At 65.5% G+C, this 24,090-nt stretch carries 23 protein-coding genes; 13 read left to right on the top strand and 10 right to left on the bottom strand.

All coding sequences use genetic code 11. The annotated features are described in order from the left end of the window. Positions 1-2 precede the first annotated feature (2 nt). The 6 genes from ehuD to doeB are packed head-to-tail and all read left to right on the top strand — an operon-like array spanning position 3 to position 5,644. Positions 3-665: an ectoine/hydroxyectoine ABC transporter permease subunit EhuD gene (gene ehuD, locus BLT60_RS06945; protein ID WP_090875660.1), complete on the top strand. Its 663-nt coding sequence runs from the start codon at positions 3-5 to the stop codon at positions 663-665. Next, a complete protein-coding gene (gene eutA, locus BLT60_RS06940) occupies positions 662-1,438 on the top strand; it encodes an ectoine utilization protein EutA (protein WP_090875659.1) in 777 nt (258 codons plus the stop codon). The genes ehuD and eutA overlap by 4 nt, the downstream gene beginning before the upstream one ends. An 8-nt stretch (positions 1,439-1,446) precedes the next feature. Next, on the top strand, positions 1,447-2,445 hold the full coding sequence (eutB, locus tag BLT60_RS06935) for a hydroxyectoine utilization dehydratase EutB (protein ID WP_244521163.1): 999 nt from the start codon (positions 1,447-1,449) through the stop codon (positions 2,443-2,445). Then, positions 2,442-3,431, top strand: coding sequence for an ectoine utilization protein EutC (gene eutC / locus BLT60_RS06930; RefSeq protein WP_090875657.1), 990 nt, complete (start codon positions 2,442-2,444; stop codon positions 3,429-3,431). The genes eutB and eutC overlap by 4 nt, the downstream gene beginning before the upstream one ends. A 7-nt stretch (positions 3,432-3,438) precedes the next feature. Beyond that, positions 3,439-4,620 carry an ectoine hydrolase DoeA gene (doeA, locus tag BLT60_RS06925; protein ID WP_090875656.1) on the top strand — a complete coding sequence of 394 codons (1,182 nt, stop codon included), beginning with the start codon at positions 3,439-3,441 and terminating at the stop codon, positions 4,618-4,620. A gap of 25 nt (positions 4,621-4,645) precedes the next feature. Then, positions 4,646-5,644 carry a N(2)-acetyl-L-2,4-diaminobutanoate deacetylase DoeB gene (gene doeB / locus BLT60_RS06920; protein WP_090875773.1) on the top strand — a complete coding sequence of 333 codons (999 nt, stop codon included), beginning with the start codon at positions 4,646-4,648 and terminating at the stop codon, positions 5,642-5,644. Between the two features lie 38 nt (positions 5,645-5,682). Here the strand turns inward: doeB and BLT60_RS06915 are convergent, their stop codons facing one another. Further along, the gene (locus tag BLT60_RS06915; protein ID WP_090875655.1) at positions 5,683-6,084 is read right to left on the bottom strand and encodes an SH3 domain-containing protein; all 402 of its coding nucleotides are present in this window, start codon (positions 6,082-6,084) and stop codon (positions 5,683-5,685) included. Positions 6,085-6,222: 138 nt separating this feature from the next. Continuing rightward, entirely contained in the window at positions 6,223-7,167 is a 945-nt protein-coding gene (locus BLT60_RS06910) for an alpha/beta fold hydrolase (RefSeq protein ID WP_090875654.1), read from the bottom strand. An 87-nt stretch (positions 7,168-7,254) separates the two neighbouring features. On the opposite strand from BLT60_RS06910, the gene BLT60_RS06905 reads away from it, so the two are divergent. Together BLT60_RS06905 and BLT60_RS06900 are read left to right on the top strand one after the other, a co-directional pair. Continuing rightward, the gene (locus BLT60_RS06905; RefSeq protein WP_090875653.1) at positions 7,255-7,968 is read left to right on the top strand and encodes a helix-turn-helix transcriptional regulator; all 714 of its coding nucleotides are present in this window, start codon (positions 7,255-7,257) and stop codon (positions 7,966-7,968) included. Between the two features lie 78 nt (positions 7,969-8,046). Further along, positions 8,047-8,538, top strand: a complete 492-nt coding sequence (locus tag BLT60_RS06900) for a hypothetical protein (RefSeq protein WP_175478320.1) — start codon at positions 8,047-8,049, stop codon at positions 8,536-8,538. On the opposite strand, the gene BLT60_RS06895 is transcribed toward BLT60_RS06900, so the two are convergent. The 4 genes from BLT60_RS06895 to BLT60_RS06880 form a co-directional block, all read right to left on the bottom strand. Further along, the gene (locus BLT60_RS06895) at positions 8,433-9,638 is read right to left on the bottom strand and encodes a LacI family DNA-binding transcriptional regulator (RefSeq protein ID WP_090875652.1); all 1,206 of its coding nucleotides are present in this window, start codon (positions 9,636-9,638) and stop codon (positions 8,433-8,435) included. The two genes, BLT60_RS06900 and BLT60_RS06895, sit on opposite strands and share 106 nt — an antisense overlap. A 240-nt stretch (positions 9,639-9,878) precedes the next feature. Then, positions 9,879-10,718, bottom strand: a complete 840-nt coding sequence (locus tag BLT60_RS06890; protein ID WP_090875651.1) for a carbohydrate ABC transporter permease — start codon at positions 10,716-10,718, stop codon at positions 9,879-9,881. Next, positions 10,715-11,629, bottom strand: a complete 915-nt coding sequence (locus tag BLT60_RS06885) for a carbohydrate ABC transporter permease (protein WP_210185551.1) — start codon at positions 11,627-11,629, stop codon at positions 10,715-10,717. The genes BLT60_RS06890 and BLT60_RS06885 overlap by 4 nt, the downstream gene beginning before the upstream one ends. A 36-nt stretch (positions 11,630-11,665) precedes the next feature. Further along, positions 11,666-12,943 carry an ABC transporter substrate-binding protein gene (locus tag BLT60_RS06880; RefSeq protein WP_175478319.1) on the bottom strand — a complete coding sequence of 426 codons (1,278 nt, stop codon included), beginning with the start codon at positions 12,941-12,943 and terminating at the stop codon, positions 11,666-11,668. 498 nt (positions 12,944-13,441) lie between these two features. On the opposite strand from BLT60_RS06880, the gene BLT60_RS06875 reads away from it, so the two are divergent. The 3 genes from BLT60_RS06875 to BLT60_RS06865 all read left to right on the top strand — a co-directional run bounded on the left by BLT60_RS06875 (position 13,442) and on the right by BLT60_RS06865 (position 16,901). Continuing rightward, positions 13,442-14,488 (top strand): ABC transporter substrate-binding protein, encoded by a 1,047-nt coding sequence (locus tag BLT60_RS06875; protein ID WP_090875649.1) that lies wholly within the window; start codon positions 13,442-13,444, stop codon positions 14,486-14,488. Positions 14,489-14,703: 215 nt separating this feature from the next. Further along, on the top strand, positions 14,704-15,780 hold the full coding sequence (locus BLT60_RS06870) for a Gfo/Idh/MocA family protein (protein WP_090875648.1): 1,077 nt from the start codon (positions 14,704-14,706) through the stop codon (positions 15,778-15,780). Further along, positions 15,777-16,901 carry a Gfo/Idh/MocA family protein gene (locus BLT60_RS06865; protein WP_090875647.1) on the top strand — a complete coding sequence of 375 codons (1,125 nt, stop codon included), beginning with the start codon at positions 15,777-15,779 and terminating at the stop codon, positions 16,899-16,901. Before BLT60_RS06870 ends, BLT60_RS06865 begins: the two co-directional genes overlap by 4 nt. 88 nt (positions 16,902-16,989) lie before the next feature. Here the strand turns inward: BLT60_RS06865 and BLT60_RS06860 are convergent, their stop codons facing one another. Genes BLT60_RS06860 through BLT60_RS06850 form a run of 3 tightly spaced genes read right to left on the bottom strand, consistent with a single transcriptional unit; the run spans position 16,990 to position 20,841 of the window. Continuing rightward, positions 16,990-18,777, bottom strand: a complete 1,788-nt coding sequence (locus tag BLT60_RS06860) for a phosphoenolpyruvate hydrolase family protein (RefSeq protein ID WP_090875646.1) — start codon at positions 18,775-18,777, stop codon at positions 16,990-16,992. An 8-nt stretch (positions 18,778-18,785) separates the two neighbouring features. Further along, a complete protein-coding gene (locus tag BLT60_RS06855) occupies positions 18,786-19,649 on the bottom strand; it encodes a phosphoenolpyruvate hydrolase family protein (protein ID WP_090875645.1) in 864 nt (287 codons plus the stop codon). Next, entirely contained in the window at positions 19,642-20,841 is a 1,200-nt protein-coding gene (locus BLT60_RS06850; protein WP_090875644.1) for a Tm-1-like ATP-binding domain-containing protein, read from the bottom strand. The genes BLT60_RS06855 and BLT60_RS06850 overlap by 8 nt, the downstream gene beginning before the upstream one ends. A gap of 255 nt (positions 20,842-21,096) precedes the next feature. On the opposite strand from BLT60_RS06850, the gene BLT60_RS06845 reads away from it, so the two are divergent. Together BLT60_RS06845 and BLT60_RS06840 are read left to right on the top strand one after the other, a co-directional pair. Continuing rightward, positions 21,097-21,903, top strand: a complete 807-nt coding sequence (locus tag BLT60_RS06845) for a sugar phosphate isomerase/epimerase family protein (RefSeq protein WP_175478318.1) — start codon at positions 21,097-21,099, stop codon at positions 21,901-21,903. A gap of 10 nt (positions 21,904-21,913) precedes the next feature. After that, positions 21,914-22,867, top strand: coding sequence for an aldo/keto reductase (locus BLT60_RS06840; RefSeq protein WP_090875642.1), 954 nt, complete (start codon positions 21,914-21,916; stop codon positions 22,865-22,867). Positions 22,868-23,004: 137 nt separating this feature from the next. Here BLT60_RS06840 and BLT60_RS06835 read toward each other — a convergent pair whose 3' ends face one another. After that, positions 23,005-23,580, bottom strand: a complete 576-nt coding sequence (locus BLT60_RS06835) for a phosphoenolpyruvate hydrolase family protein (RefSeq protein ID WP_090875641.1) — start codon at positions 23,578-23,580, stop codon at positions 23,005-23,007. Positions 23,581-24,090 lie beyond the last annotated feature (510 nt).

Here is a 24,090-nt window from a genome sequence, read left to right as displayed (position 1 = left end):
CCATGGAATGGAGCTGGCAATTCGTCGAGGAAATCCTGCCGGATCTTTTCCGCGGCTTCCTCGTCACCATCGAGGCGACGATCCTCGGCTCGATCGTCGCCGCCATCCTCGGCCTCGTCTTCGCCATCCTGCGTCGATCCGACAACCGGCTGATCTCACGCCCGGTCGGCTTCATCGTCGAGTTCATCCGTGGCACGCCGCTGCTCGTCCAGCTCTATTTCCTGTTCTATGTCCTGCCCGATGTCGGCATCGTCCTGGCGCCGCTGGTTGCCGGCGTCATCGGCCTCGGGCTGCACTACGCCACCTATACGTCGGAAGTGTATCGCGCCGGCATCAACAACGTTCCGCGCGGCCAGTGGGAGGCCGCCAAGGCCGCGAACCTGTCCAGCTTCCAGACCTGGCGCTACGTGATCCTGCCGCAGGCGCTGCCGCCGATGATCCCGGCGCTCGCCAACTATTTCATCGCCATGTTCAAGGAGACGCCGCTGCTCGCCGCCATCACCGTGCTCGAACTGATGAACGAGGCGAAGAGCATCGCCAACTACACCTATCGCTACATTGAACCGATGACGATGGTCGGCGTCTTCTTCCTTGCGGTCAGCATTCCGTCGGTGGTGGTGCTGCGCTGGATGGAGCGGCGGTTCGGACGGATCGGCCAGGAATGACGGTGATGGACCAGACAACCGAAGCAAGGGCCGCCGTGGTGCTCGACGACCGACCGATCGCCAGGCGGATCGGGCTGGTAGTCCTGTCGACCGACCATACCAGCGAGCGCGACTTCAATCGCATCATTCCGCGTGAGGAAGCCGCCGTCTACGCGAACCGGATCGTCTTCCGCAATCCGACGACACCGGAGACGTTGCGCGCGATGGAGCCGGGGCTGGTCGAGGGCGCGGCGCTGATCCTGCCGGGCGAGGCGCTCGACGCGATCTGTTATTCCTGTACCGCGGCCTCGGCGGTTCTCGGCGACGCCGCGGTTGTCGAGGCGGTCGCGCGCGGCAAGCCCGACGTTCCCGTCGTCACGCCGCCGATGGGGGCGCGGCGCGCTTTCGCCGCGCTCGGCGTCACGCGGATCAGCATCCTCACGCCCTATCTCGACGAGACGGCGGCGCCGGTCGCCGCCTATTTCCGCGACCATGGATTCATCGTCGACAGACTGACCAATCTCGGTCTCGACGACGATCGGGACATTGCGCGCGTCGCCACCGGGTCGATCGTCGACGCGGCCCGGGACGCGCTGGACGAGCGATCGGAGGGGCTCTTCATCTCCTGCACCGCGCTGCGCGCCGTCGAGGTCGTGGCGACGATCGAAGCCGCTTGCGGGGTGCCGGTGGTGACATCCAATCAGGCTTCGGCATGGATGTGTCTGCGCCTCGCCGGGATCGACCGGCCGATCGCCGGATATGGGCGGCTGCTCTCGCTGCCGTTGCCGGATTGAGGCCGGACGTGTCTGTCGAACCCATCACGGCTGCCGATATCGCCGCCGCGCGCCAGCGCATTCGCGGGGAAGTGCTCAGGACGCCGACGATGCCTTCGCCGTCGTTGTCGGAGCGCGCCGGCCAGCCGATCCATCTCAAGATGGAGCAGCGCCAGATCACCGGCAGCTTCAAGCTGCGCGGCGCCACCAACGCGATCCTTTCGCTATCTGACGACGAACGCGGCCGCGGCGTGGTCGGCGTCTCCACCGGCAATCACGGCCGCGGGCTTGCCCATGCCGCCAGCCGGGCCGGTGTCCGCGCCATCATCTGCATGTCGGCGCTGGTGCCGGAAAACAAGGTCGCGGCGATCCGGGATCTTGGCGCCGAGGTCCGCATCGTCGGCAAGTCGCAGGACGACGCCCAGGAAGAGGTCGAGCGGCTGGTCGGCGAGGAGGGCATGACGATGATCCCGCCCTTCGACCATCCGGCCGTGATCGCCGGGCAGGGCACCCTCGGCCTCGAGATGCTGGAGGACGTTCCGGATCTTGCCGAGGTGCTGGTCCCGCTTTCCGGCGGCGGGCTGATCGCCGGCATCGCGCTGGCGATCAAGGCGCAACGGCCGCAGGTGCGCGTCACCGGGATCTCGATGGAGCGCGGCGCGGCGATGGCGGTGAGCCTCGAGGCGGGGCGGCCAACCCTGACGCCGGAACGGCCGACGCTCGCCGACTCGCTCGGCGGCGGCATCGGCCTCGACAACCGCCATACCTTCGCGATGGTGCGCGACCTCGTCGATGCGGTGGTGACGCTCGACGAGGGCGAGATCGCCGAGGGCATCCGCCACGGCTACTGGCGCGAGCAGGAAGTCGTCGAGGGCGGCGGCGCGGTCGGCATGGCGGCGCTGATCGCCGGCAAGGTCCGGCCGGGCGGCCCGACCGTGGTGCTCGTCTCGGGCCGCAACATCGACATGAAGCTCCATCACCGCCTGATCTCCAGCGAGGATGTCGATCTCGAGGAGGCCGCCGCATGACGACGATGACGATTCTCACCGAGGCCGACCTTCGCCGCCTCGTGCCGCTCGACGTCGATGCTGTCGCCTGCGTCGAGGACGCCTTCCGGGCGCTGGCGACCAAGCCCGTGGCGATGCCGCCGATCCTTCGGCTCGACGTGCCGGAGCACAATGGCGAGGTCGACGTGAAGACCGCCTATGTGCCGGGGCTGGCGGGCTTCGCCATCAAGATCAGCCCCGGCTTCTTCGACAACCCGAAGAAGGGGCTGCCCAGCGTCAACGGGCTGATGGTCTATTTCAGCGCCGAGACGGGGGTGGTCGAGGCGGTGCTTCTCGACAACGGCTACCTGACCGACGTGCGCACCGCCGCCGCCGGCGCGGTCGCAGCCCGGCATCTGTCGCGGAAGGACGCCGCGGTCGCGGCGATCCTCGGCGGCGGCGTCCAGGCGCGGCTGCAACTGGAGGCGCTGGCGCTGGTCCGGCCAATCCGCGCGGCGCGGATCTGGGCGCGCCGGGCGGATCGCGCGGCGGCGACCGCCGAGGCGGCGGCCGAGAGCCTTGGCATGCCGGTCACCGCCGTGGCCGACGCGGCCGAGGCGGTGCGCGGCGCCGACATCGTCGTCACCACGACGCCGGCGACTTCGCCGATCCTCAAGGCCGAATGGCTGACGCCCGGGCAGCATGTCACGGCGATGGGCTCCGACGCCGAACACAAGAACGAGATCGATCCGGCGATTTTCGCGAAGGCGGTCTATGTCGCCGACAGCCTCAGCCAGACGCGCCGGCTCGGCGAGTTGCATCACGCCGTCGCGGCCGGGCTGATCCCGGAGGCCCAGGTGTTTCCCGAGATCGGCCAGGTCATCGCCGGGATCGCCGGCGGCCGCGCCGCGCCCGACGACCTGACGCTCTGCGACCTGACCGGCACGGGCGTCCAGGATACCGCCATCGCCACGCTGGCCGTCGCCCGGGCCAGGGCGGCCAAGGCCGGCACCCCCTTCGAAAGCTGAGGACCCCATGCCCGATGTCGTACTGAACTTCACCCGCGCGGAATATGCCGACCGCCTTGCCCGGACTCGCCAGGCGATGGCGGCGCGCGGCGTCGACACGCTGATCGTCTCCGACCCGTCCAACATGGCGTGGCTGACCGGCTATGACGGCTGGTCCTTCTACGTCCACCAGGCGGTGATCGTGCCGCCGGACGGCGAGCCGATCTGGTTCGGGCGCGGGCAGGATGCGCAAGGCGCCAGGCGCACCGCCTGGATCGGCGAAGACCGGATCATCGGCTATCCCGACACCTATGTTCAGTCGACCGAGCGGCACCCGATGGAGGTGCTCGCCGCGGCAGCAGCGGAGGGCGGCTGGGGCGCCGGCAGGATCGGCGTCGAGATGGACAATTACTGGTTCTCGGCCGCTGCCTTCGCGACCCTGCAGACGCATCTGCCCAACGCCGACTTCGCCGACGCGACCGGCCTCGTCAACTGGCAGCGGGCGGTGAAGAGCCCGCAGGAACTCGACTACATGCGGATCGCCGGGCGGATCGTCTCGGCCATGCACAAGCGCATCGTCGAGGTGATCGAGCCGGGGATGCGCAAGTGCGACCTCGTCGCCGAGATCTACGATGTCGGGACGCGCGGGGTCGAGGGATTCGGCGGCGACTATCCGGCGATCGTGCCGCTGCTGCCGTCGGGATCGGACGCGGCGGCGCCGCACCTGACCTGGGACGACAAGCCGATGAAGACCGGGGAGGGGACCTTCTTCGAGATCGCCGGCTGCTACCGGCGCTACCACTGCCCGCTGTCGCGGACGGTCTTCCTCGGCAAGCCGACGCAGACCTTCGTCGATGCCGAGAAGGCGGTGCTGGAGGGGATGGAGGCCGGGCTCGAGGCGGCGCGGGCCGGCAATACATGCGAGGACATCGCCAACGCCTTCTTCGCCGTGCTGGCGCGCCAGGGCATCGTCAAGAACAACCGCACCGGCTATCCGATCGGGCTGTCCTATCCGCCGGACTGGGGGGAGCGGACCATGAGCCTGCGGCCCGGCGACCGCACCGAACTCAAGGCTGGCATGACCTTCCATTTCATGACCGGGTTGTGGATGGAGGACTGGGGGATGGAGATCACCGAGTCGATCGCCATCACCGAGGGCGCGCCGGAACTCCTGGCCGACGTTCCGCGCGAACTCTTCGTCAAGGCATGAGGGCGGGACAGTGGATGGCGTCGCCATGAGAGACTCGCCCATCGTCGCGTCGGTCGATTTCGACGCCGACGGCGCCCAGCACGGCTTCCTCCGCCTGCCTTACAGTCGCGACGATTCCGCCTGGGGCTCGGTGATGATCCCGGTGACGGTGATCAAGAATGGCGAGGGACCGACGGCGCTGCTGACCGGCGGCAACCACGGCGACGAGTATGAGGGGCCGGTGGCGCTGTTCGACCTGGCGGCGACCCTGAAGCCGGAGTCGGTCGCCGGCCGGGTCATCATCGTGCCGGCGATGAACTACCCGGCGTTTCTTGCCGGCACCCGGACCTCGCCGATCGATCGCGGCAACCTCAACCGGTCCTTTCCGGGCCGCCCCGACGGCACTGTCACCGAGAAGATCGCGGACTATTTCCAGCGCGTTCTGCTGCCGCTTGCCGACAACGTCCTCGACTTCCATTCCGGCGGCCGGACGCTCGACTTCCTGCCCTTCGCGGCGGCGCATGTCCTGCCCGACAAGATGCACGAGGATCGCTGCTTCGCGGCGGTCAAGGCGTTCGGCGCGCCCTATGCCGTCAAGATGCTCGAGATCGACGCCGTCGGCATGTATGACAGCGCGGCCGAGGCGATGGGACGGGTCTTCGTCACGACCGAACTCGGCGGCGGCGGCAGCAGCTGCGCGCGGACGGTCGGGATCGCCCGGCGGGGCGTCCGCAACTTCCTCGCCCATTGCGGCAATCTCGATGCCGACATCGAGGCCAGCCCGTCCGTCTGGCTCGACATGCCGTCGGACGACTGTTTCGCCTTTTCCGAACATGACGGACTGATCGAGTGCCTCGTCGACCTCGGCGGCACGGTGGTGGCCGACCAGCCGGTGGCGCGGGTCTATCCGACAGCGCGAACCGGCGTCGCGCCGATCGACTATTGCGCCAACATGGACGGGATCCTCGTGGCCCGCCATTTTCCGGGCCTGGTCAAGACCGGCGACTGCGTGGCCGTCGTCGGCGTCACCATCGAGGACGCCTAGGCGAGCGGTCGAAAGAGGGACTAAGGCAGCGATGCCGGCTAGCGCTTCTTGCCGCCGTGCTGCCGGTTCCGGTAGTCCCGCGTGTTCTGATTGAACTCACGGACCGACCGTTCGATCGGCCATTCGCAACCCGGTATCCTCCAGACGTTGGCCTCGTAGCACTCCGTCGACCGGCGAAAGACCCGCTGTGGGTAACCGCGCGCGATGTAGGACGCCGAGGCCCAGCCGCGTCGGCCGGCATAGATGACCTGGCACCAGCGTGCGCATTGAAGCACGTCGACGCGCGAGCCGGCGGGAATCGTGGCGATGCGGGCGTATTTCGTGCCGGGTCCGGTGCGCAGGTTCACGTCGCCCCGGGCGACGCCGGGCGCGGCATGCGCGACCTGTGTGAGTGCGATCACCATCGCGGCAGCTGCCAAACCGGCCACAAGCTTCAGCATGGGTTTGTCCTCCGGTGTTCCAGATCAATTTGAAGCATATTCATCCTGAACGCAGCGAGGCTGGCATGGTTCGAGGCGCCGGGGGGCGGCAAGCGCTGGCCAAGCCCCCCGATCCGACCGGCTGCTGTTCGATCGCGGTCAAGCCGGCTCATGATCAGCAAGCCAGTCCAGGATCGCTTGGGTGGTCTGCTCGGGCGCTTCCTGCTGGATCCAGTGACCGCAATCAAGGCTCAGGACATCCACATCGGGCACGAAGTGGGGCAGGGTTTCGGATTTGGGGATCATGTCCTGCTCGCCGTAGATCATGAGCGTCGGCTTGTGGATGACCGGGTCGACGTCCGCCAGGATCTGCCAGTTGCGGTCGAGATTCCGATACCAGTTGATACCGCCGGTGAACCCGGTTCTTTCGAACGCGGCCGTGAAGACGGCCAGTTCGTCTTCGCTCATGACCGGCTCTCCCAAGGGGGTCCCGGCCTCGGCAAGGTTGATCATCACCATGCCGGGTGCGGGGCGAGCGGGCGGCACGTTCTTGCGGAAGAGATTGCGCAGGAACTGCGCCGCGTTTGCATCCAGGACCGCATCGGCGACCCCCGGCTGGCGATTGAAGTGGACGAAGTAGTTGTCGCTGCCGAAAATCGCCTCCATGAACGCGATCCAGGGGACGTCGGTGCGAGGCTGGTACGGCAAGGCGAGGTTGATGATCTTCCTCACCCGGTCGGGATGCAGCAGGGCCGTGCTCCAGACGACGTTCGCGCCCCAGTCATGGCCGACGAAGATGGCGTCCTCGTATCCGTAGTGATCGAGCAGGGCGACGAGATCCCCGGTCAGACACGTGATGTCATAATCGGTGACATTCTCCGGAGATGACGAATTTCCGAAACCGCGTTGGTTCGGCACGATGACGTGGAAGCCGGCTGCCGCCAACGCGGCCATCTGGTAGCGCCAGGAAAAGGCGTGTTCGGGCCAGCCGTGGCACAGGACGATCGGGTTTCCGGCATTTTCGCTGCCGACCTCGAAGACTTCGAGGACGGCGCCGTTGACCGGAACAAGCGTCGGTGTCGGAAAGCTGGTGGCGTTGAACATGGGATTGTCTCCTCGTTGAATTCCTCGCCAACGGCTTATGCCGAAAAGGTGCCAAATTCTGGCGCCTTTGTTTGCTAGACTGCGGTCATGGACATTCGCATTCGACAAGACGCCGTCGTGCGCAGCCTTCGCCGCAACGGGACGACCACCATCGAGGACCTGGCCAGAGACGTCGGCGCATCGCGCCGCACGGTCCTGCGCGACATCGCCGCCTTGCGGGATCAGGGACTGATCATTCACTCGGAGCCGGGGCGGGGCGGCGGCCTGTCCCTCGACCCGCAATCCGTCCAGGCCACGGCCCGGCTTTCGGTTCCCGAAGTCTTTGCGCTTCTGATCAGTGTGGCGAGCATGCGGGCGGCCGGGAATCTTCCCTTTTCGGGACTGGCGGATTCAGGGCTCGCCAAGATCGAAAGGGCCCTGCCGCCAGACAAGGTGCGCGACCTGCGCCGGTTTCTCGATTGCCTCTGGGTCGGGCCACTGGCGCCCCAGGTCGACATTTCCGACAGGGGCGACATGGATCCCGCGCTCTTGCCGGCGTTTGAACCCGCCTTTCTGAACCGCCGGCAACTGCGCTTCCGTTACCGCGATGCCAAGGGAAACGCGACCGCACGACAGGTCGAGCCACAGGCCATGCTGATCCTGCCGCCGCTCTGGTACCTGGTCGCCTGGGATCCGTCGCGCGAAGACTTCCGGCATTTTCGCATGGATCGGATCAGCGCGCCGGAATGCCTGGAGGGGACGTCGTTCAACCGTCGGCATGTGCACTTCGCCGATGGCGTGCGCCCCATACGATACGCTTAGCTGGGGTCTGGTGTCGGCCGCAGCGCAATCACGCGTCGCCCTGTATGGGTGCGACAGCGGATCTGGTAGCCTTGACCCGTGGTCCAGATTCTCGCCTTCGCGTATGGCGCTTTCATCGTTGGGGTCATCGGCTTTCAGCTCGCACTGATCGCCGGTGCACCATGGGGACGGTTGACCCAGGGCGGCACACACAGTGGCGCCTTGCCGACATCCGGCCGCCTCGCCGCCGGCGCTTCGATCGTGGTTCTGGCCGCGCTTGGCCTGGCCATCCTGTCGCAAGTCGGTTCCGGGCCGGACTGGCCACGCTGGACCGGCTGGGTCGCAGCAGGGGTGCAGGCCCTGGTCTTCGCTGCCAACTGCGCGACGCGATCCGCCCCTGAACGAAAGCTATGGGCGCCCATCACTGGCGTAATGCTGGCGCTGGCTCTTTCGGTCATGGTCTTGGCTTGCTGCCGCGGCGAACGTCAGGTCTTATTGCGGTTCGACCCCGACGGCACGCTGGCCCTTGCGGGCCTGTCAGAGCGCGAGCCGGAAATCGACTTGCTCGACACGCCTGCATTTCCGATCTGACCTTCGGGGCCGACGAAGCGAGCACTGGGCTTTGCAACCGATTCGCGCACGACGAGAGTGACCGGCAGGTTGACGCGGCGCGCTCGGCGGCGCGGCCCGTGCAATCGTTCTACGACGAAGCGAACTGCCGCACTCCCCATGTCAGCGAGCGGTAGCCGCATGGTCGTCAGTGCCGGCGTGACGATCGCCGCCCAGGGAATGTCGTCGTAGCCAACGACCGACACGTCGTCGGGGACGACAATACCGAGGTTCCGCAAGGTGCGCTGCACGCTGATCGCCACGATATCGTTGCTGCACACAATGATGCTGACGTCGCGCCGCAGCAGGAATCCGGCAATGTCCGGCGCCACCATTTCCGACGCTGGCGTCTCGTATTCCCAGACGATCTCCGCCTCGCCGCGCAAACGCTCCATCAGCGCGTCGCGACGGATGGGAATGCCGCCGGGAAGCGGGCTGGTGACCAGGCCGAAGCGGCGGTGTCCGAGCGACAGCAGGTGCTCGGCAAGCGCCTTGCCACCGCGGACGTCATCGGAGGAGACCGAATCGCGTCCGCGGACCGGAACGCCCAGCAGCACGACGGGCACATCCAGCGCCAATACGGACGGATAGCGCACCGCGCTGATGACGCCGTCGACCGGATGGCTTTTTAGCCCGGCGATCCGTTCGGCGATCTCCGCCGTTTCGGCGGCGGGCGCCTGGGCATCGACAAGCAACACCGCGTATCCCTCCACGGCGGCGGCCCGCTCCACCGCCCGCGCGAATTCCGCATAAAAGGGGTTGCTCATGTCGGAGATGACCAGCCCCAGAGTCTGGCTGCGGCCGGTGCGCATCGCCTTGGCAGAGCGGTTGGGCTGGTAACCCATCCGTTCGCCGATCTGGCGCACCCGGGCGCGGACTTCCTCGCTCACCGAGCCATTGTTGTTCATTACGTAGGACACGGTCTGCAGCGAGACGCCGGCGATCTTGGCGATGTCCTTGAGCCTGGGGGCCGGCGTGCCGTCGCTGCGCCGGACGCGCGGACCGGCTCTGCTGGAGCGGTCCCTCGCGGTCGCCATTTCCTGTCCGCTCTTTTTGCCCAATCCGTCGTCGTCTTCGATCATCGATCGTTTCCACGGTGCGCCAGTCGGCTGCGTCAACAAGAAGGCGGCGCGCTTGCACCCGGCGGCGCACCCGCGCCGGAGCCCTCCATGCGGAAGGTGTCAGTTCAACGGAATCCTAGGCGGCGACTATAGACCACGGCCTGCCCGGACAATGGCCGATACGCCGCGGCTTGCGGCCGTCTTGGCAGCTTGGCGACGCGCCGCGGTGCCCCCAGCGACCGTGTTTCGGAAGCGTATGTCCTAGCCCTTGAGCGCTCCTTCGGTGAGACCGCCGACGATCCGCCGCTGCAGGAAGACGTAAGCGACGATCAGCGGCAGTGATGACAGCACCACATGCGCGAAGACGAGGTTCCAGCGGAAGCTCTGCACCGAGCTCGTGGCGAAGGAATAAAGCGCCAGCGGCAGCGTCGCCCGCTGGCTGCCCGGCAGCAGGAAGGTGGCGAAGAAGAAGTCGCCCCAGACCGTAATAACCAGGATGATGCTGCCGACGAAAAGGACCGGCGTCAGCAGCGGCAGCATGATCAGAAAGAAGATCTGCAGCCGACTGGCGCCGTCGATGAAGGCGGCGTCCTCCATGTCCGGCGGCAGGGCGCGCACGAAGCCGGTAGCGAGAAAGACGACGATGCCCATGCGGGTGCCGATGAGCACCAGGATATAGCCCAGCGTCGAGCCCTCGATATGCATGTCGCGCAGCAGGTAGATCGTCGGGATCAGGGTCGGCGGGATGAGGATCGAGAGCACGATGATGTAGTAGGCGACCTGCATCGCCTTCGAGCGGCTCCGCCCGAAACCCCAGGCGGCGGCGGCGCCGATCAGGACCACGGCAAAAATGGTGACGCCGCTGATCAGGAGGCTGTTGCCGAGCGCCCGCAGGTAATTCCCCTGCACCAGCACCGCCGTGTAGTTCTCCGCAATCGACCAGATCGACGGCAAGTCGAGGGTGAGGTTGGCCGCTTCGCCCGCCATCTTGAAGGAGTTGACGACGACCATCCAGATCGGGACGACCACCCAGGGGATGGCGAACAACGTCAGCCCGACATAGCGGGCGATGGCCCATCGCTGACCGCGGCGCATACTCATACCTCCCTCCGCCGAAGCCAGGCGACCAGGGGAACCGCCGCGACGATCACCATCACGGTGATGATCAATCCGAGCGCGCTGCCCGCGCCGAAATTGCCGAGGCCCCACTGGATGCGAAGCAGCACATTGATCGAGCGCGTGGCGGCTCCCGGCCCGCCGCCGGTCATCGCCTGGATGACGTCGAAGGCGGAAAACGCGCCGATCAGCGTCACCACGACGTTGAAGGTGAACGCCGGGGCCAGCATCGGAAAGGTGACCCGCCAGAACGCCTGCCAGGCGTTGGCGCCGTCGATATAGGCCGCTTCGTTGACCTCGCGCGGCACCGAATTGATGCCGGCTATGTAAACCAGCGTCGTCAGGCCGATCCATTTCCAAGCGTCGACGAAGGCGACGGCCGGCAACGCCGTCGTGATGTTGCCCAGCCACGCGAAGTCGAAGCCCGGCCAGAACATCGAGATGAAGGCGTTGAGTGGACCGGCGGGATCGAGAATGCCGCGCCAGACATAACCGGCGGCGAGCGGCGAGATGAGCACCGGCAGGAAGAACAGGGAGCGGAAGAAGCCGTTGAGCAGCGTGCTGTCGCGCAACGCATAGGCAAGGCTGAGGCTGACGACATTCTGCACCAGCATGGCGACGACCGAGTAGGCAAGCGTCACCCAGATTGCATTGATCAGGTAGCCCTGTCCGTGGAGCAGGCTGAAATTCGAAAAGCCGTTCCAGACGATCTCCGACCGGTAGGTGGTCCAGCTGGAGAAGGAGAGGGGCAGGTTGAGGGCAAGCGGCACAACGAAGAACAGACCGACGAAGGCCATCGCCGGCAGCGCAAACCAGATGTTGGTGGGCTTCAGCCGCGCGCGCCGCGGGGCGGTGCGAGCACCGTCCCGCAGCGTGGATGTCGGGCGTCCGGTCACGGCGTTTCCATCGCGAACAAGCGTAGAGACAATGCCCTACCAGCCCGGAAGACCCAACGCCTGCGCGGCGGCGGCAACCCCCTGCTGCAACTGGCCGCCGGCCTCCACCGGTGTCAGCTGGCCAACCGACAGCTCGCTGACCACCTGCAGGCCATTTCCGTCGCCGCCCGGCACGTTCTGATTGATCAGGATCACCCGCGGGCCCTTGTCATAGGCGGCCTTGATGTCCTTGAGGAGCTGCGATGCGTCCGGTGCGGGTACGCCGTCCTGGATCGGGAAGGTTCCAGACGCCTGGATGTAGTCTGGATAGCCTTCGCCGGTAACGAAGCGGATGAAGTCGAGGGCCGCCGCCTCCTGGGCGTCGTCACCGGTCTTCGGCGCCATGAAGCTGCCGATCGGACCGGCATTCATCACGGTCTTCGGTTCCGTGGCGCCCACCCCCACGAAGCCCACAGCCGCGTCGAGCGCGTCCGCGTCTCCGCCGGCCGCGTCGAGATAGACGGCGGCGATGTTCGAATGGATCATCTGATAGGCGGCCTCGCCGGCGTAGACCGCATTGGTCGACTGCTCGAAGGTCGCGGTCGTCATGTCGCTGTTGTAGCAACCGGCATCCTTCATATCGATCCATGCCTGCATGGCCAGCACCCATGGCGAGTCCAGATCGTCGAACCTGGCTTTCTGGGCGATCACGTCATCGACCCAGCCCGGCTCGGTAACCCCGCTGGCATAGACGAGCGGTGTGGCGTAGACGGGCCAGCTCGATCCGCCGGCCTGATGCAGCGTGGTTATGCCCGCCTTTGAGAGGACGGCACACTGAGCCATGACTTCCTCGAAGGTGGTGGCCGGCTCCAGCTCGTGATCGGCAAGGACCTGCTTGTTGTAATAGAGGCCCCATGTCTCGGGGAAGGTCGTGATCGCCGCATAGACCTTGCCGTCCGAGGCGCGCCCGCCGAGGTCGTAGATGGCCGAGCGACCGACGAAGTCCTCGTCGCTCAGGTCGATCAGGTTCTGGGACGGATTGAGACGGTCGAGGTTGGCCAGATTCGGGAAGTATTCGAGGATGTCGGGCCGGTCGCCGGACGCCCATTTGGTCAGGGTGGTCGCCTGGAAGTCGTCCGCGGGGATGTCGACGAGTTCGATCGTGTTGCCGGAGTGCTCCTCATAGGCCTTGTAGAGGCCGAGAACAGCCGGCGTGTCCTGGGTGTTGTGCCACACCGTCAATTTCAGGCCCTCGGCCTGGGCGGCGCCGCTTGTGCCGAGCGCCAGTCCGACGACAGCGGCGACTGCCGTCGCGCATTGCATCTTTGTGATCATTGAGTGTTTCCTCCTTTTGCGGGTCATTGTTCGCCGGTGCATTCGCGGCGACCGCTCCAACTGCGTCCGGACGTCTTTGCCTGCGCCTTCGCAGTCGTCCCAAATCTCGCTGATCGCTTCGTCCGCGGGCTCCTCCCGAGATGCCCTGCACCGTCGGCGATGCAGTATCGATTGCACCGCTTGGCGCACTGTCGAGTCTTCGCAGAAGCGTTGTCAACTGCTAGCTTTAACGTTCGTGTTGTCGGCGCGAAGCCTTACTCAATATTACCCAACTGGTGCCCAACTCGATGTGGATCGCCCTCCCGCCGCATGACAATCATCGGATGTGCCGAATGGCGTCTGGAGGCGTCGACAGTACCGGGGACGAGTGCATCAAACGCGGCTTCTGTTCGCGTGCGAGGTGCTCAGGCTCCAGAGTGAACGGACGACGGCGCACAGGCGGTCTCGTACCAGCGGCCGATCAGATCTCGAATTGAGACAAAGCGGAGGAACGAACTCATGAACAAGGTAAGGCATCTGGCGCTACTGCCGCTCGCCGCGGCTGCCAGCGTCGCTCTCGCGGGCTTTGGCGCCGCGGCGGCGGCGGACAAGGGCTACGTCATCGGCGTTTCAAACACCGTTCAGGGCAATGGCTGGCGAGAGGAGATGATCTGTTCGATCAAGGCCCAGGCGCTGGTCTCCGGCGAGGTTGAATCGCTCAACATTTCCCATCGGAACACCGACGCGGCCGGTCAGCTCGAGGACATCCGCAACCTGATCAGCGCCGGCGTCGACGCGATCATCGTCAACCCGGCCGATCCATCCGGCGTCAATGCGGCGATCAAGGAGGCCATCGATGCCGGCATCGTCGTCGTCGCGGTCGACCAGACGGTCACCGAGCCGTCGGCCTATGTCATCTCGAACGACCAGGAAGAATACGGCTATGTCGGCGCCAAATGGTTGTTCGAGCAGCTCGGCGGCTCCGGCGACGTGATCTACATGCGCGGCGCCGCCGGTGCATCCGCCGACAGCGACCGCGACAAGGGCTTCAAGCGCGCGCTCGAGGAAGCCTCCGGCATCGAGGTGGTGCACGAGGTCTTTACCGGCTGGCAGATGGACCAGGCCAAGCAGCAGCTCCTCGACTACCTCGCCACCGGCGTGCCGTTCGACGGGATCTGGACGTCGGGCACCGACATCGTGATCGTCGACGCGCTGCTCGAGTCCGACGCCCCGCTGGCGACGGTGGTCGGCGCGGATACCGGCGGTTTCGTCAAGCAGCTCATCTCGGTCGAGGGCCTGACCGGTGGGGCGGTGACGAACCCGGGTTCGATCGGCGGCGCGGGCGTCACGCTGGCGCTTCAACTGCTCAAGGGCGAGCAGCCGGAATCGCGGATCGTCCATGTCCAGCCCGTGCTGTGGGAGAACGTGACCGAAGAAGGCAGGGCGCAGCTCACCGCCGCCTCCGATCCGTCGCTCGATCCTGACTGGCCGGTGGGCATCTCGATCCCGGAGTGGACCACCTACACCAAGGATCAGATCATCGCCTGCAAGGGCCCGGGCGAGTAGCCAGGACCTCCCAACCTGCCGTCCGGGGGGAGGGCGCGGCCGAATGGTCGCGCCCTCCCTTCATCGAGTGGCCTGATACGCAACCCGCCGACGGCCCAGCTCGCATCCTTCGGATCCCGGAGCGAAATGCGCGGTATAACCCTTCGGCCGGTTCGTCCTTGCAAGGACGGAGGCTTGTGAAACAACCGGAAGCGGTCCGACGGGAAGCGGGAATCATGGCAAGACACAAGATCGTTGGCATCAGCTTCGACCACATGCATATGGGCGATTTGCTCAGGGCGGTGTCGGAGCACCCCGATGCCGAGATCGCCGGCATCTTCGATCCCGATGCGGCGCGGATGCAGACTGCCATTGACCAGTTCGGCATCCCCGAAGACCGCGTCCATACCGACCTCGAGGCCTGCCTCGCCACGACCGGCGCCGACATCGCCATCCTCTGCTCGGCGACCGGGGAGCACGCCGACTATGTCGAGAAGATCGCGCCGCACGGCCTTCATATCCTTGTCGAGAAGCCGTTCGCCGCCAGCGTCGCCGACGCGCGGAGGATGATCGCGGCGATGGAGGGAACGGACAGGCGGCTTGCGATCAATTGGCCGGTCGCCTGGAGCCCCACCCATAACACCGCCAAGCGCCTTCTCGACGAAGGCACGATCGGACGGCTGACCGAGGTTCACTATTATGGCGGCAACCGCGGTCCGCTCTATCACCTCGCCGACAAGGTCGAGGTGTCACCGCAGGAGGTCGAGGCGCTGAAGCCGACCTCATGGTGGTACAGGAAGGCGTCGGGCGGTGGCAGCCTGCTCGACTACCTCGGCTATGGCGTGACCTTCGGCACCTGGTTCTTTCGCGGCGAGGCGCCGATAGAGGTGACGACCGTCGTCGACGAAACGCCGGGCATCGAGGTCGACCAGCACTCGATCACCGTCTGCCGGTATGCCGGAGGCCTCTCGAAGTTCGAGACGCGCTGGGGAACCTTCACCGATCCCTGGACCCTGCAGCCGCAGCCGAAATCCGGATTCGTCATGGTCGGCAGCGACGGCACCATCTCCAGCTACGACTACGACGATTTCGTCACGGTGCAGACCCGGGCCGAGCCGGCCGCGACGCCCGTGGCGGTCGCCCCACTCCCGGAAGGCAGGCGGGGGCCCATCGAATACATGCTCGCCCGCATCGATGACGGTGCGCCGATCACCGGCGCCCTCGATCCGGAACTTTGCCTCATTGGCCAGAGGATCGTCGACAGCGCCGTCCTCTCCGCCGCCACCCGGCGGACCGTCGGTCTCGTGTCATGACCAGGACGGCGGACCTCGACGCCTACAGCCTGAAGAGCGCCGAGGCGGCGGAAGTGCCGGCTCCCGACCTCTCCTATCGACCGCCGATGCCGAAAGACAGGAACGCGCGTATCGGCCTCATCGGTGCCGGCGGCATCTCCGGCGCCCATCTCGACGCCTACCGGTCGGTCGGCTTCAACGTCACGGTGATCTGCAGCCCGACGCTCGGTAATGCGATCAAGCAGCGCGACGCCTATTACCCCGACGCGGAGGCAACCGACGACGTCGAGGGCACCCTCGCTCGTCCCGACATCGACGTGGTTGACCTCACGCCGCACCCGCGGGAACGGCTGCCGCTGATGGAGACCGCGCTGCGCGCCGGCAAGCACGTCCTCTCCCAGAAGCCGTTCGTTCTCGACCTCGACGACGGCGAGCGTCTGGTCGAGTTGGCGGAATCGCGGAACCTCGTGCTGGCGGTCAACCAGAACGGACGCTTCGCTCCGCACCTGTCGTGGATTCGCGAGGCGGTCCGCGCCGGCCGCGTCGGCGACGTCCATTCCTGCCACGCCACCATTCACTGGGACCACGGCTGGACGGCCGGCACGCCGTTTGAGGAGATCGACGACCTCATCCTCTACGATTTCGCCGTCCACTGGTTCGATTTCCTGGCGAGCATCATTGGCGGCCGCGCCAGAATGGTATTTGCGACCAGGACGCGTGCCGCCGGCCAGACGGCCCGCCCGGCCTTGCTCGCCGAGGCTCTGGTCGGATTCGAGGGCGGCCAGTCTTCTCTCGTTTTCGATGGCGCCACACCCTTTGGCGCCGAAGATCGCACGGTCGTGACCGGCAGCGCCGGCACCGTGATCTCCCGCGGCCCGGACCCCGGCATTCAGGAGGTGACGCTGACCACCGAAGCCGGCGTCGCGCGGCCGCAGCTCCAGGGAACCTGGTTCAAGGAGGGCTTCGCCGGCACGATGGGCGCCGTCCTTCAGGCTATCGAAACCGGCAGCCCGCCGCTCAACGATGCGCGTGGCAATCTCGATTCCCTCGCCCTCGTCTTCGCCGCGATCGCCTCGTCACACAGTGGCGAGCCGATCGTGCCCGGCTCGATCCGCTCCCTGTCCGCAGCGCTCGGCCGATAGGGACCCGGGCCGAGGCCAGGGCGCCACGGCTTCGTTGTCGCCGGCAACGGACGGCAAGTCCGCGTCCGCGCCTGACCGCACCGCGCCATCAGGCATGGCGCTGTTGAATCGGCAGCCCGTAGTGACGCATCTTGTTGTAAAGGGTCTTGCGGGAGATGCAGAGGTAACGAGCCGTTTCACCCTTGCGAAACCGATGCCGCTTCAAGGCGTCGAGGATCCAGTCGCGCTCGTTGAGGGTTGCCCGGTCTTCCGAGGCTTCCTTCGTCAGGGGAGGGAGGTCTCGGCCAAATATGGTGTTGCCGTCGCAACGGGTGAACGCGGCTTCCAGGACAGTCCTGAGTTCCCGGACGTTTCCAGGCCACGAATGGGATAGCAGAAGCCGATAGGCCGAATGGTCGATCCCCACCGGCCTGCCATCCTCGCCAACCAGTTTGCGAAGAAAATACTCCGCCAGCATCGTCAGGTCTTCCAGACGGTCGCGCAAAACCGGCAGCGCCACATGCGTCGGGTAGAGCTGGCTCAGGAGCGGGGCCTCGGCGACCAGGCCCTGCGTCTGCTTCGTGTCGATCGACAGCGTGAATATCAGCCGGCCATCGAATTCCAGTCGTCGCTCGTCGCCGATGTTTGCATACGATCCGGTGTCGAACAGTTCGAGCAGGCGCGCCTGGGCCGCGGGCGTGAACGTGTCGGCGCCGCTGACGAGGATGGTGGCGTGGGGGTGTGCCTCCAGATAGCCGACCCGGCGCTTGCTGCCATCCGTGCCGGCGGTTCCGAAAAGAAGGGCTCCATCCGGATCGATGGAGGCAGGCTCCACGAAAGAGGACCGCCGCTTGCGAGCCGCTTCATGAACGGCGTGGGCGACCAGCCGTTTGCCCGTTCCCTTCTTGCCCACAATCAACAGCGGCGCCGAGGAACGCGCCAGCCTTTCGATCGATTGCTTGGCCCGCACGATGGCGTCGGAGCGACCGACGATCGAGAAGCGACGCTGAACGAGTTCCAGCTTTCGCTCCAGCTTGTCGATCTTTCGCTGCAGGGTGCCGACGGCCTTGAAGGCCGAGGTCACGCCCTCGATCGAGTTCTCGGATGGCAGCCGGTCGATGGTTGATCCCCCGACATAGCCATCCGCCTTGGACGATCGGCAGACGAGGTACATCTCCTCCGGGCTGACGATCGGGCCGCCTTCCACCAGGCACAGGCAGCCGGGATGAAGGTGGCGGATCTTCGCGAAGACGGTGCGCGCGAATTCGGCCGCCTGGTCGACGGTCAGCGTCGTTTTTACCCCGTTCTCGCCGCCGACGTTCCAGCCGAGGTTGAGGTTGATGATGTCGACGCGGGCGCGCGCCATGGCCACCGCTTCGGCCGCGTCATGGACATAAGCCAGAGTCGCGAGACCCGCCTGCTTGGAAAGGGCGAGCAGTTCCACCTCCCTTTCGAAGCCGACGCCCGCTGCCTCGATCGCCCCCCGGAAACGAGCATCGAGAAACACGCATGTCGGGAAGTTCACGACCCCGTCGAACCGCGCCGCGGCGATCGACTGGACGATACTCTCCAGCGGCTGTCTCGGGTCGAATGCCGAAGCACCGAAAAGGACCGGAGCGGTCGTGTTGGGAAGGATTTCCGAGCGGGCAAAGTCCATCACGAACCGGTTGCTCTCGCGCAGCGCCAGCAACGACAGGATCGACGGCGCGCCCATGCTGCGAATGCGACCCGCGTTGAGCGCGAGCAGAAAGTCGGCGCCGCCGCGCGTAGCGGCCTGCGCCGCCATACCGGTGCCGATGGCGGCACCCACCAGTGTGGTGTGCGGGCGTCGAAGCGACTCCTTCAGGACACCGACAACGTTCGAGCCGCAATCAGTCCGCGCGTTCCTCTCAGCCATGGCCCAAGTTATTGCACGTGCGATCGCGAGACGCGCAAATTCTTAAACGCTCTCGTTTGCTCTGCGATGGCAACTTCGGCCGGCAGTCGCTCCATGCTGCTCGCTCCGTAGAAACCATGCACCCCTTGGCAGCGTTCGAGAATGTAGCCCGCATCTTCCGGGTTCGAAATCGGCCCTCCGTGGCAGAGTATGATCACGTCGTTCCTTACGGAGCGTGCCGCCTGCGCGAACTGGTCGATGAGGTCGACGCATTCGGAAAGCGTCTTGCCGGTCCGGGCGCCGATGGCCCCACCCGTGGTCAGGCCCATGTGACAGACGATGATGTCCGATCCCGCCTCGGTCATCGCGCGGGCGTCCTCCGTGGAGAAGACGTAGGGAGTCGTAAGCAGGCCAATCCGATGAGCCAGCCCCACCATCTCCACCTCCTGCGCGAAGGCCATGCCGGTCTCTTCCAGGTTCTGGCGGAAGACCCCGTCGATCAGCCCGACGGTCGGGAAATTCTGGACACCCGCAAATCCCTCGGATTTCAGCCGCAGCAGGAAGTGCTCCATGCGAACGAAGGGATCTGTTCCATTGACGCCGGCGATGACCGGGGTGTGGCGAACCACGGGCAGCACTTCCCGGCCCATTTCCAGAACGATCTCGTTCGCATTGCCGTACGCAAGAAGGCCCGCGAGGGAGCCTCGCCCCGCCATGCGATAACGGCCCGAATTGTAGATCACGATGAGGTCGATACCGCCGGCCTCTTCGCTCTTGGCGGAGATGCCGGTTCCGGCACCACCGCCAATAATGGGCTCGCCCCGACCAATCATCGCGCGGAAGCGCTCAAGGGTGGCGTTGCGGTCGAGATGGGCGGGCGTGGGCTCAGGCATGGGGCTTCATTTCCTTCAGGGTATCGATCATGACCTGCGCGAACGCCGGATCGTTGATATGGAGCGGCAGTCTTTCGATGCTGCGGTCGGCGGTCGCTGCGATCGTCCTCTCCAGGGCAGCGAACAGGGCCTGATCTGCCTCGGGGTCGAAGAAGGCCCCGCCTTCGATGTCCAGGGCCGATACGCCGCGTTCCGGAAGTTTCAGCCGCACCGGCCCCGCACACCGGTTGAGGCGCTCTCCCATCCATTCGCCGAAGCGCGCATTCTCCTCGGCCGTCGTCCTCATCAGCGTGACCTGGGCGTTGTGGACGTGGAGCTTGCGGTTCCTGAATTGCTCCGGGACGGTGTCGCGCGCGCCGAAATTCACCATGTCCATTGCGCCGACCGAGCCGATCCATGGCAGGCCGGTGCGTTCGAAGGCGCCGAAGCGGTCTTCGGTCGCGGGGAACACGCCACCGACCAGAAGATCGCACACCTCGGTCGTCGTGATATCGAGGCCGGCAGTCACCAACCGGGAGTCGACGAGTTTCTCGAAGGACTGTCCGCCGGTCCCCGTTGCGTGGAACACCAGGCAGTCGTAGTCGGGCGACAGGCTCGCAACGATGGCCTGCACGCAAGGTGTTGTCACGCCGAACATCGTCAGCCCGAGGGCCGGTTTCTGGTCGACGTCATCCGCGAGCCTGTTGGAGACCATCCCCAACACGGAAAAGGCGGCGTTCGCCAGAACCTTCCGCGATATTCGATTGAGGCCGGCGATGTCGGTGACCGAGTACATCATCGAGATGTCGGTTGGCCCGACGTAAGGCGCGACGTTGCCGGACGCTATCGTCGAAACCAGCACTTTCGGGACACCGATGGGAAGGGCGCGCATGGCAGGCGCAACGAGTGCGGTGCCGCCCGTGCCGCCGACGCTAAGAATGCCGTCCAGGTCGGTGCGGGAGCCGACGAACTGGACCAACGCCTCCGACATGGTCGTGACCGACTCGCCGCGGTCTCCGGTCAGCGTCGCGGCGTTGGGGTGATGCCCCAGAACCTCGTCCCGGCCGTGATCCGCAGCGACGGTCGAGGCATTGGAAGACGTCGACACATCGACCAGCTTCACCGACTGGCCGGCATCCCCGATCAAGTCGCGGATGTACCGGAGTTCCTCGCCTTTGGTATCGCAGGTGCCTACGATGTAGATGCTGCCCATGAGCCCTCCCCAACGGCGTCGGTTGCCTCGTCCGGCAAATTCTCAGACGCCTTTCCGTTCGCCTCAAGCTGAATGCGCCAATCCTTGGGTAAATCTGGGAAGGGCGCCCTGCTTCCTGCCATGTGCCTTGCGCCGCGGGACACGCAGCTTTGCCCAATATTACTCAAGGGAGCGCCGGCGACCCTTTGCCACCCGGGCGATTTCCACCTAGGTCACATAGGCGAGCGTAATCGATAAGAAAACGAGGTGACAGGGGTGGAAGCGGCACAGGCAGGATCACTGCCAAGGGTAGGAATCACGAGCCTTCTGTGGGGGAATCCCTCCGACGACCTTCTGGCCCCCTGGCTGGAGGAGGTCAGGTCGATCGGCTACGAGGGCGTATCGGGCTTCAGCGATTGGGGATGGCAGTCACATGTCGCCGACCCGCAGGGTTTTCGGAAGCATCTGGATGCCGCGGGCCTGCAACTCGCCAGCATCATCGCCCCGCTCGACCTGAACTTCGATCGCTACCGTCGCGTCTTCGATCTGATGAACGAAGCGTCATGCGAGAACTTGATCATCCTCGGCGGGTTCGGCCGCGAGGAGTCCGAGTTCAGGCTGGTGATCGACATGATGTCTTACCTCACGACGATCGCCAAAGCGCGCGGCGTCAGGATCACCTACCACAATCACACCGACAATACGGGCGAGACCTTCGCACAGTTCTGTCGGATCATGGATGGCCTCTCCAACGACAGAAGCGTCATGGTCGACGTCGGGCACGCGACGAAGGATTTCGTCGACGTCGAGATGAGCCAACGGACCACCGTGGTGCTCGATCGGTATGAGAACGACATTTCGATGATCGAACTCAAGGACTTCAAGCCCGAGACCGGACTGAACACCGTCCTGGGGCAGGGTGAGGCCAACCTGCGGGCGGTAGCGGAAAAGGTGAAGGCCATGGCCTACACCGGGTGGCTCGTGGTCGAGCAGAACGGCGATGCGACAATGCGCGAGAACGGAAGCGCCAGTCGATGCGCGCGGGAAAGCCGCGCGGTCGTCCGCGACCTGTTCGGTATCTAGGGGGTAGGGCATGGCGGAGCGAAGACTGGGCCGAACCGGCCTTCAGGTTTCGGAGGTTGGCTGTGGCGGCTTCCAGTTCACCGGCGAGTTCGGCGTTCCGAAACAGGAGGCCCTGGAGATCATCCAGGCGGCCTTGGACGCCGGTATAAACTACTTTGACACGGCGCCGATGTACGGGTTCGGGGAGAGCGAAGAACTGCTCGGCCGAGGTCTTTCCGGCTTCGACAAGCGCCCTGTCGTGGTGTCGGGCAAGGTGGGCTGGCTCGACAGGACCGTCGTCAGGGCCGCCGGCGACGACGCCTATACGGATCGGCAGGCCATCGTCAGGATTGTGGAGCACAGTCTCTGGCTGCTCCGCCGCGACAAGCTCGACGTCGTCATGATCCATGAGCCTGAATGGGCGCAATGGAAGATCGATGGATCGACGGGGGACAGCGTCGTCCTGTCGACGCTCGAGGATCTGAAGAAGGCGGGGATCGTCGGCGCAATCGGTGTCGGTGGCCAGGACCTGGCGGTGAACACGGCGCTTGTCGAGACCGGCCGGATCGATGTGGTGCTCACCTTCATGCACTACGATCTCGCGGTGCAGGACGCGCGCGATGCCCTGCTGCCGGCCGCCGAGCGACACGACGTCGGCGTGATCCTGGGCGGGCCGTATCGCCAGGGCGCGCTGGCCAGCAAGGCCACCGATCGCATCGCCGAGATGCGCAAGACCGGCGTCTACCCGTGGGGTTTCGATGAGCGCGTGCTCAACCGACTGGACGCCATCTACGCGCTGTCGGACCGGGTTGGCATGTCCCTGCCGGAACTCGGCCTGCGCTACCTGCTGTCGGACGCCAGGGTCTCGAGCATCATCCCCGGGCCACGCAAGGTCGACGAGCTTCACAAGAATCTCGAATACGCCAGCAAGGGACCGCTGGAGCCGGAACTGGTGGCGGAGATCGATCGCATCGGAAGGACGTGATCACCGGCAGGTTCCGGGCTCGCTGCGAGAGCACGGTCGTCGACACTGGCCGCCTCAACGGCGTCCAGTGCCGCTGGCCAAGGCAACCGCGATCACCGCTTTGGGAGCCCGGCGGAAAGGCAGCGCCGCGCCGTTGATCATACTGATCGATGCCCCTCGAGTTCGATCACCGGCACGCCTGACGGCAGGCTTGCGACGTCGATCATTGACGCATCCGGGGTGACCAGAGCCGTGGCTCCGTTTTCGAGCATCAACGACGCGGAAAAGGTGGTCGTTGCGAACGCCGCGACTGCGAAGCCAAGGGCCCTTGCCTCATCGACGAACTCCAGCTCCTTCTGCAACCCGAAGCCGAGATCATCGAGCGTCGTCCGCATCTCGCCGTCGATCGCCTCAGCACTCGGGAAGTTGGTCACCCAGTGGAAATTGTTCTGCTTCAACTCCAGCAGGAGGTCCCGGATTCGTCGGAAAGGATCGATCGCGAAGACGCAAGCGCTTATGCTGTCAGACTGCGTGATCGGCCCCTCGGACGCACCCTCGAGCAACGCGCTGTTCCAGTCGTGGATCGGAAGAAGCGCCAGGGTGATCAGGTGCTCGACCGGCAAATCCTTCCCGCCTGGACAATAAAGATGCAGGGCATCGTCGGCGAGTGGCTGGGCTCGATCAATCAGGAACCGCCCGCTGCGCCAAGCTCTGCCGACCGACTCGGAGCTCATCGGCTTGTGCGCCAATAACGATCCGGCGCCTTGGCAAACCGGGTGGCGTGGTCTCGATTGAGAAGCGTCCGCCGATAGCTTGATGCGGAGCGGTCCCGGCTGGTCGATAGATTGTCGGATGCGATAGCGGCTCGCGTGCGGAATTCGAGAGAAATCATTTGCTGAACCGCACTTGTCCCCATGGTAACCGCATCTGTCTCTCGGCAATGATCGCAGAGGCGCATCAACTGCAGAGCCTCGCACGTAGCGAGGCGAGCGCAAGGGGGCGTGCCGGTGATTGCGGCAATATCTCCGCGCAGCGCGCCTTGCCTAAGAGCAGTCCTCCATGTGAAGGGCCTGGAGCTTGGTACGCAGCGTCAACAGCAGACTGGAAAGACGCAGACGCGAGGTCGACGCAAACCTTACCTGCGCGAGCGCCCTCCAAACTTATCGGTCATATGAGAGCTTGCGGTGCGCTGCCCGCGGTGCTCCTCGAACTATTTCGATTTTCTGTAAAATATTGAAATCATT

This window comes from Bauldia litoralis, assembly GCF_900104485.1.
In the GTDB taxonomy this organism is placed as follows: domain Bacteria; phylum Pseudomonadota; class Alphaproteobacteria; order Rhizobiales; family Kaistiaceae; genus Bauldia; species Bauldia litoralis.
This window is presented reverse-complemented; position numbering and strand designations above follow the sequence as displayed.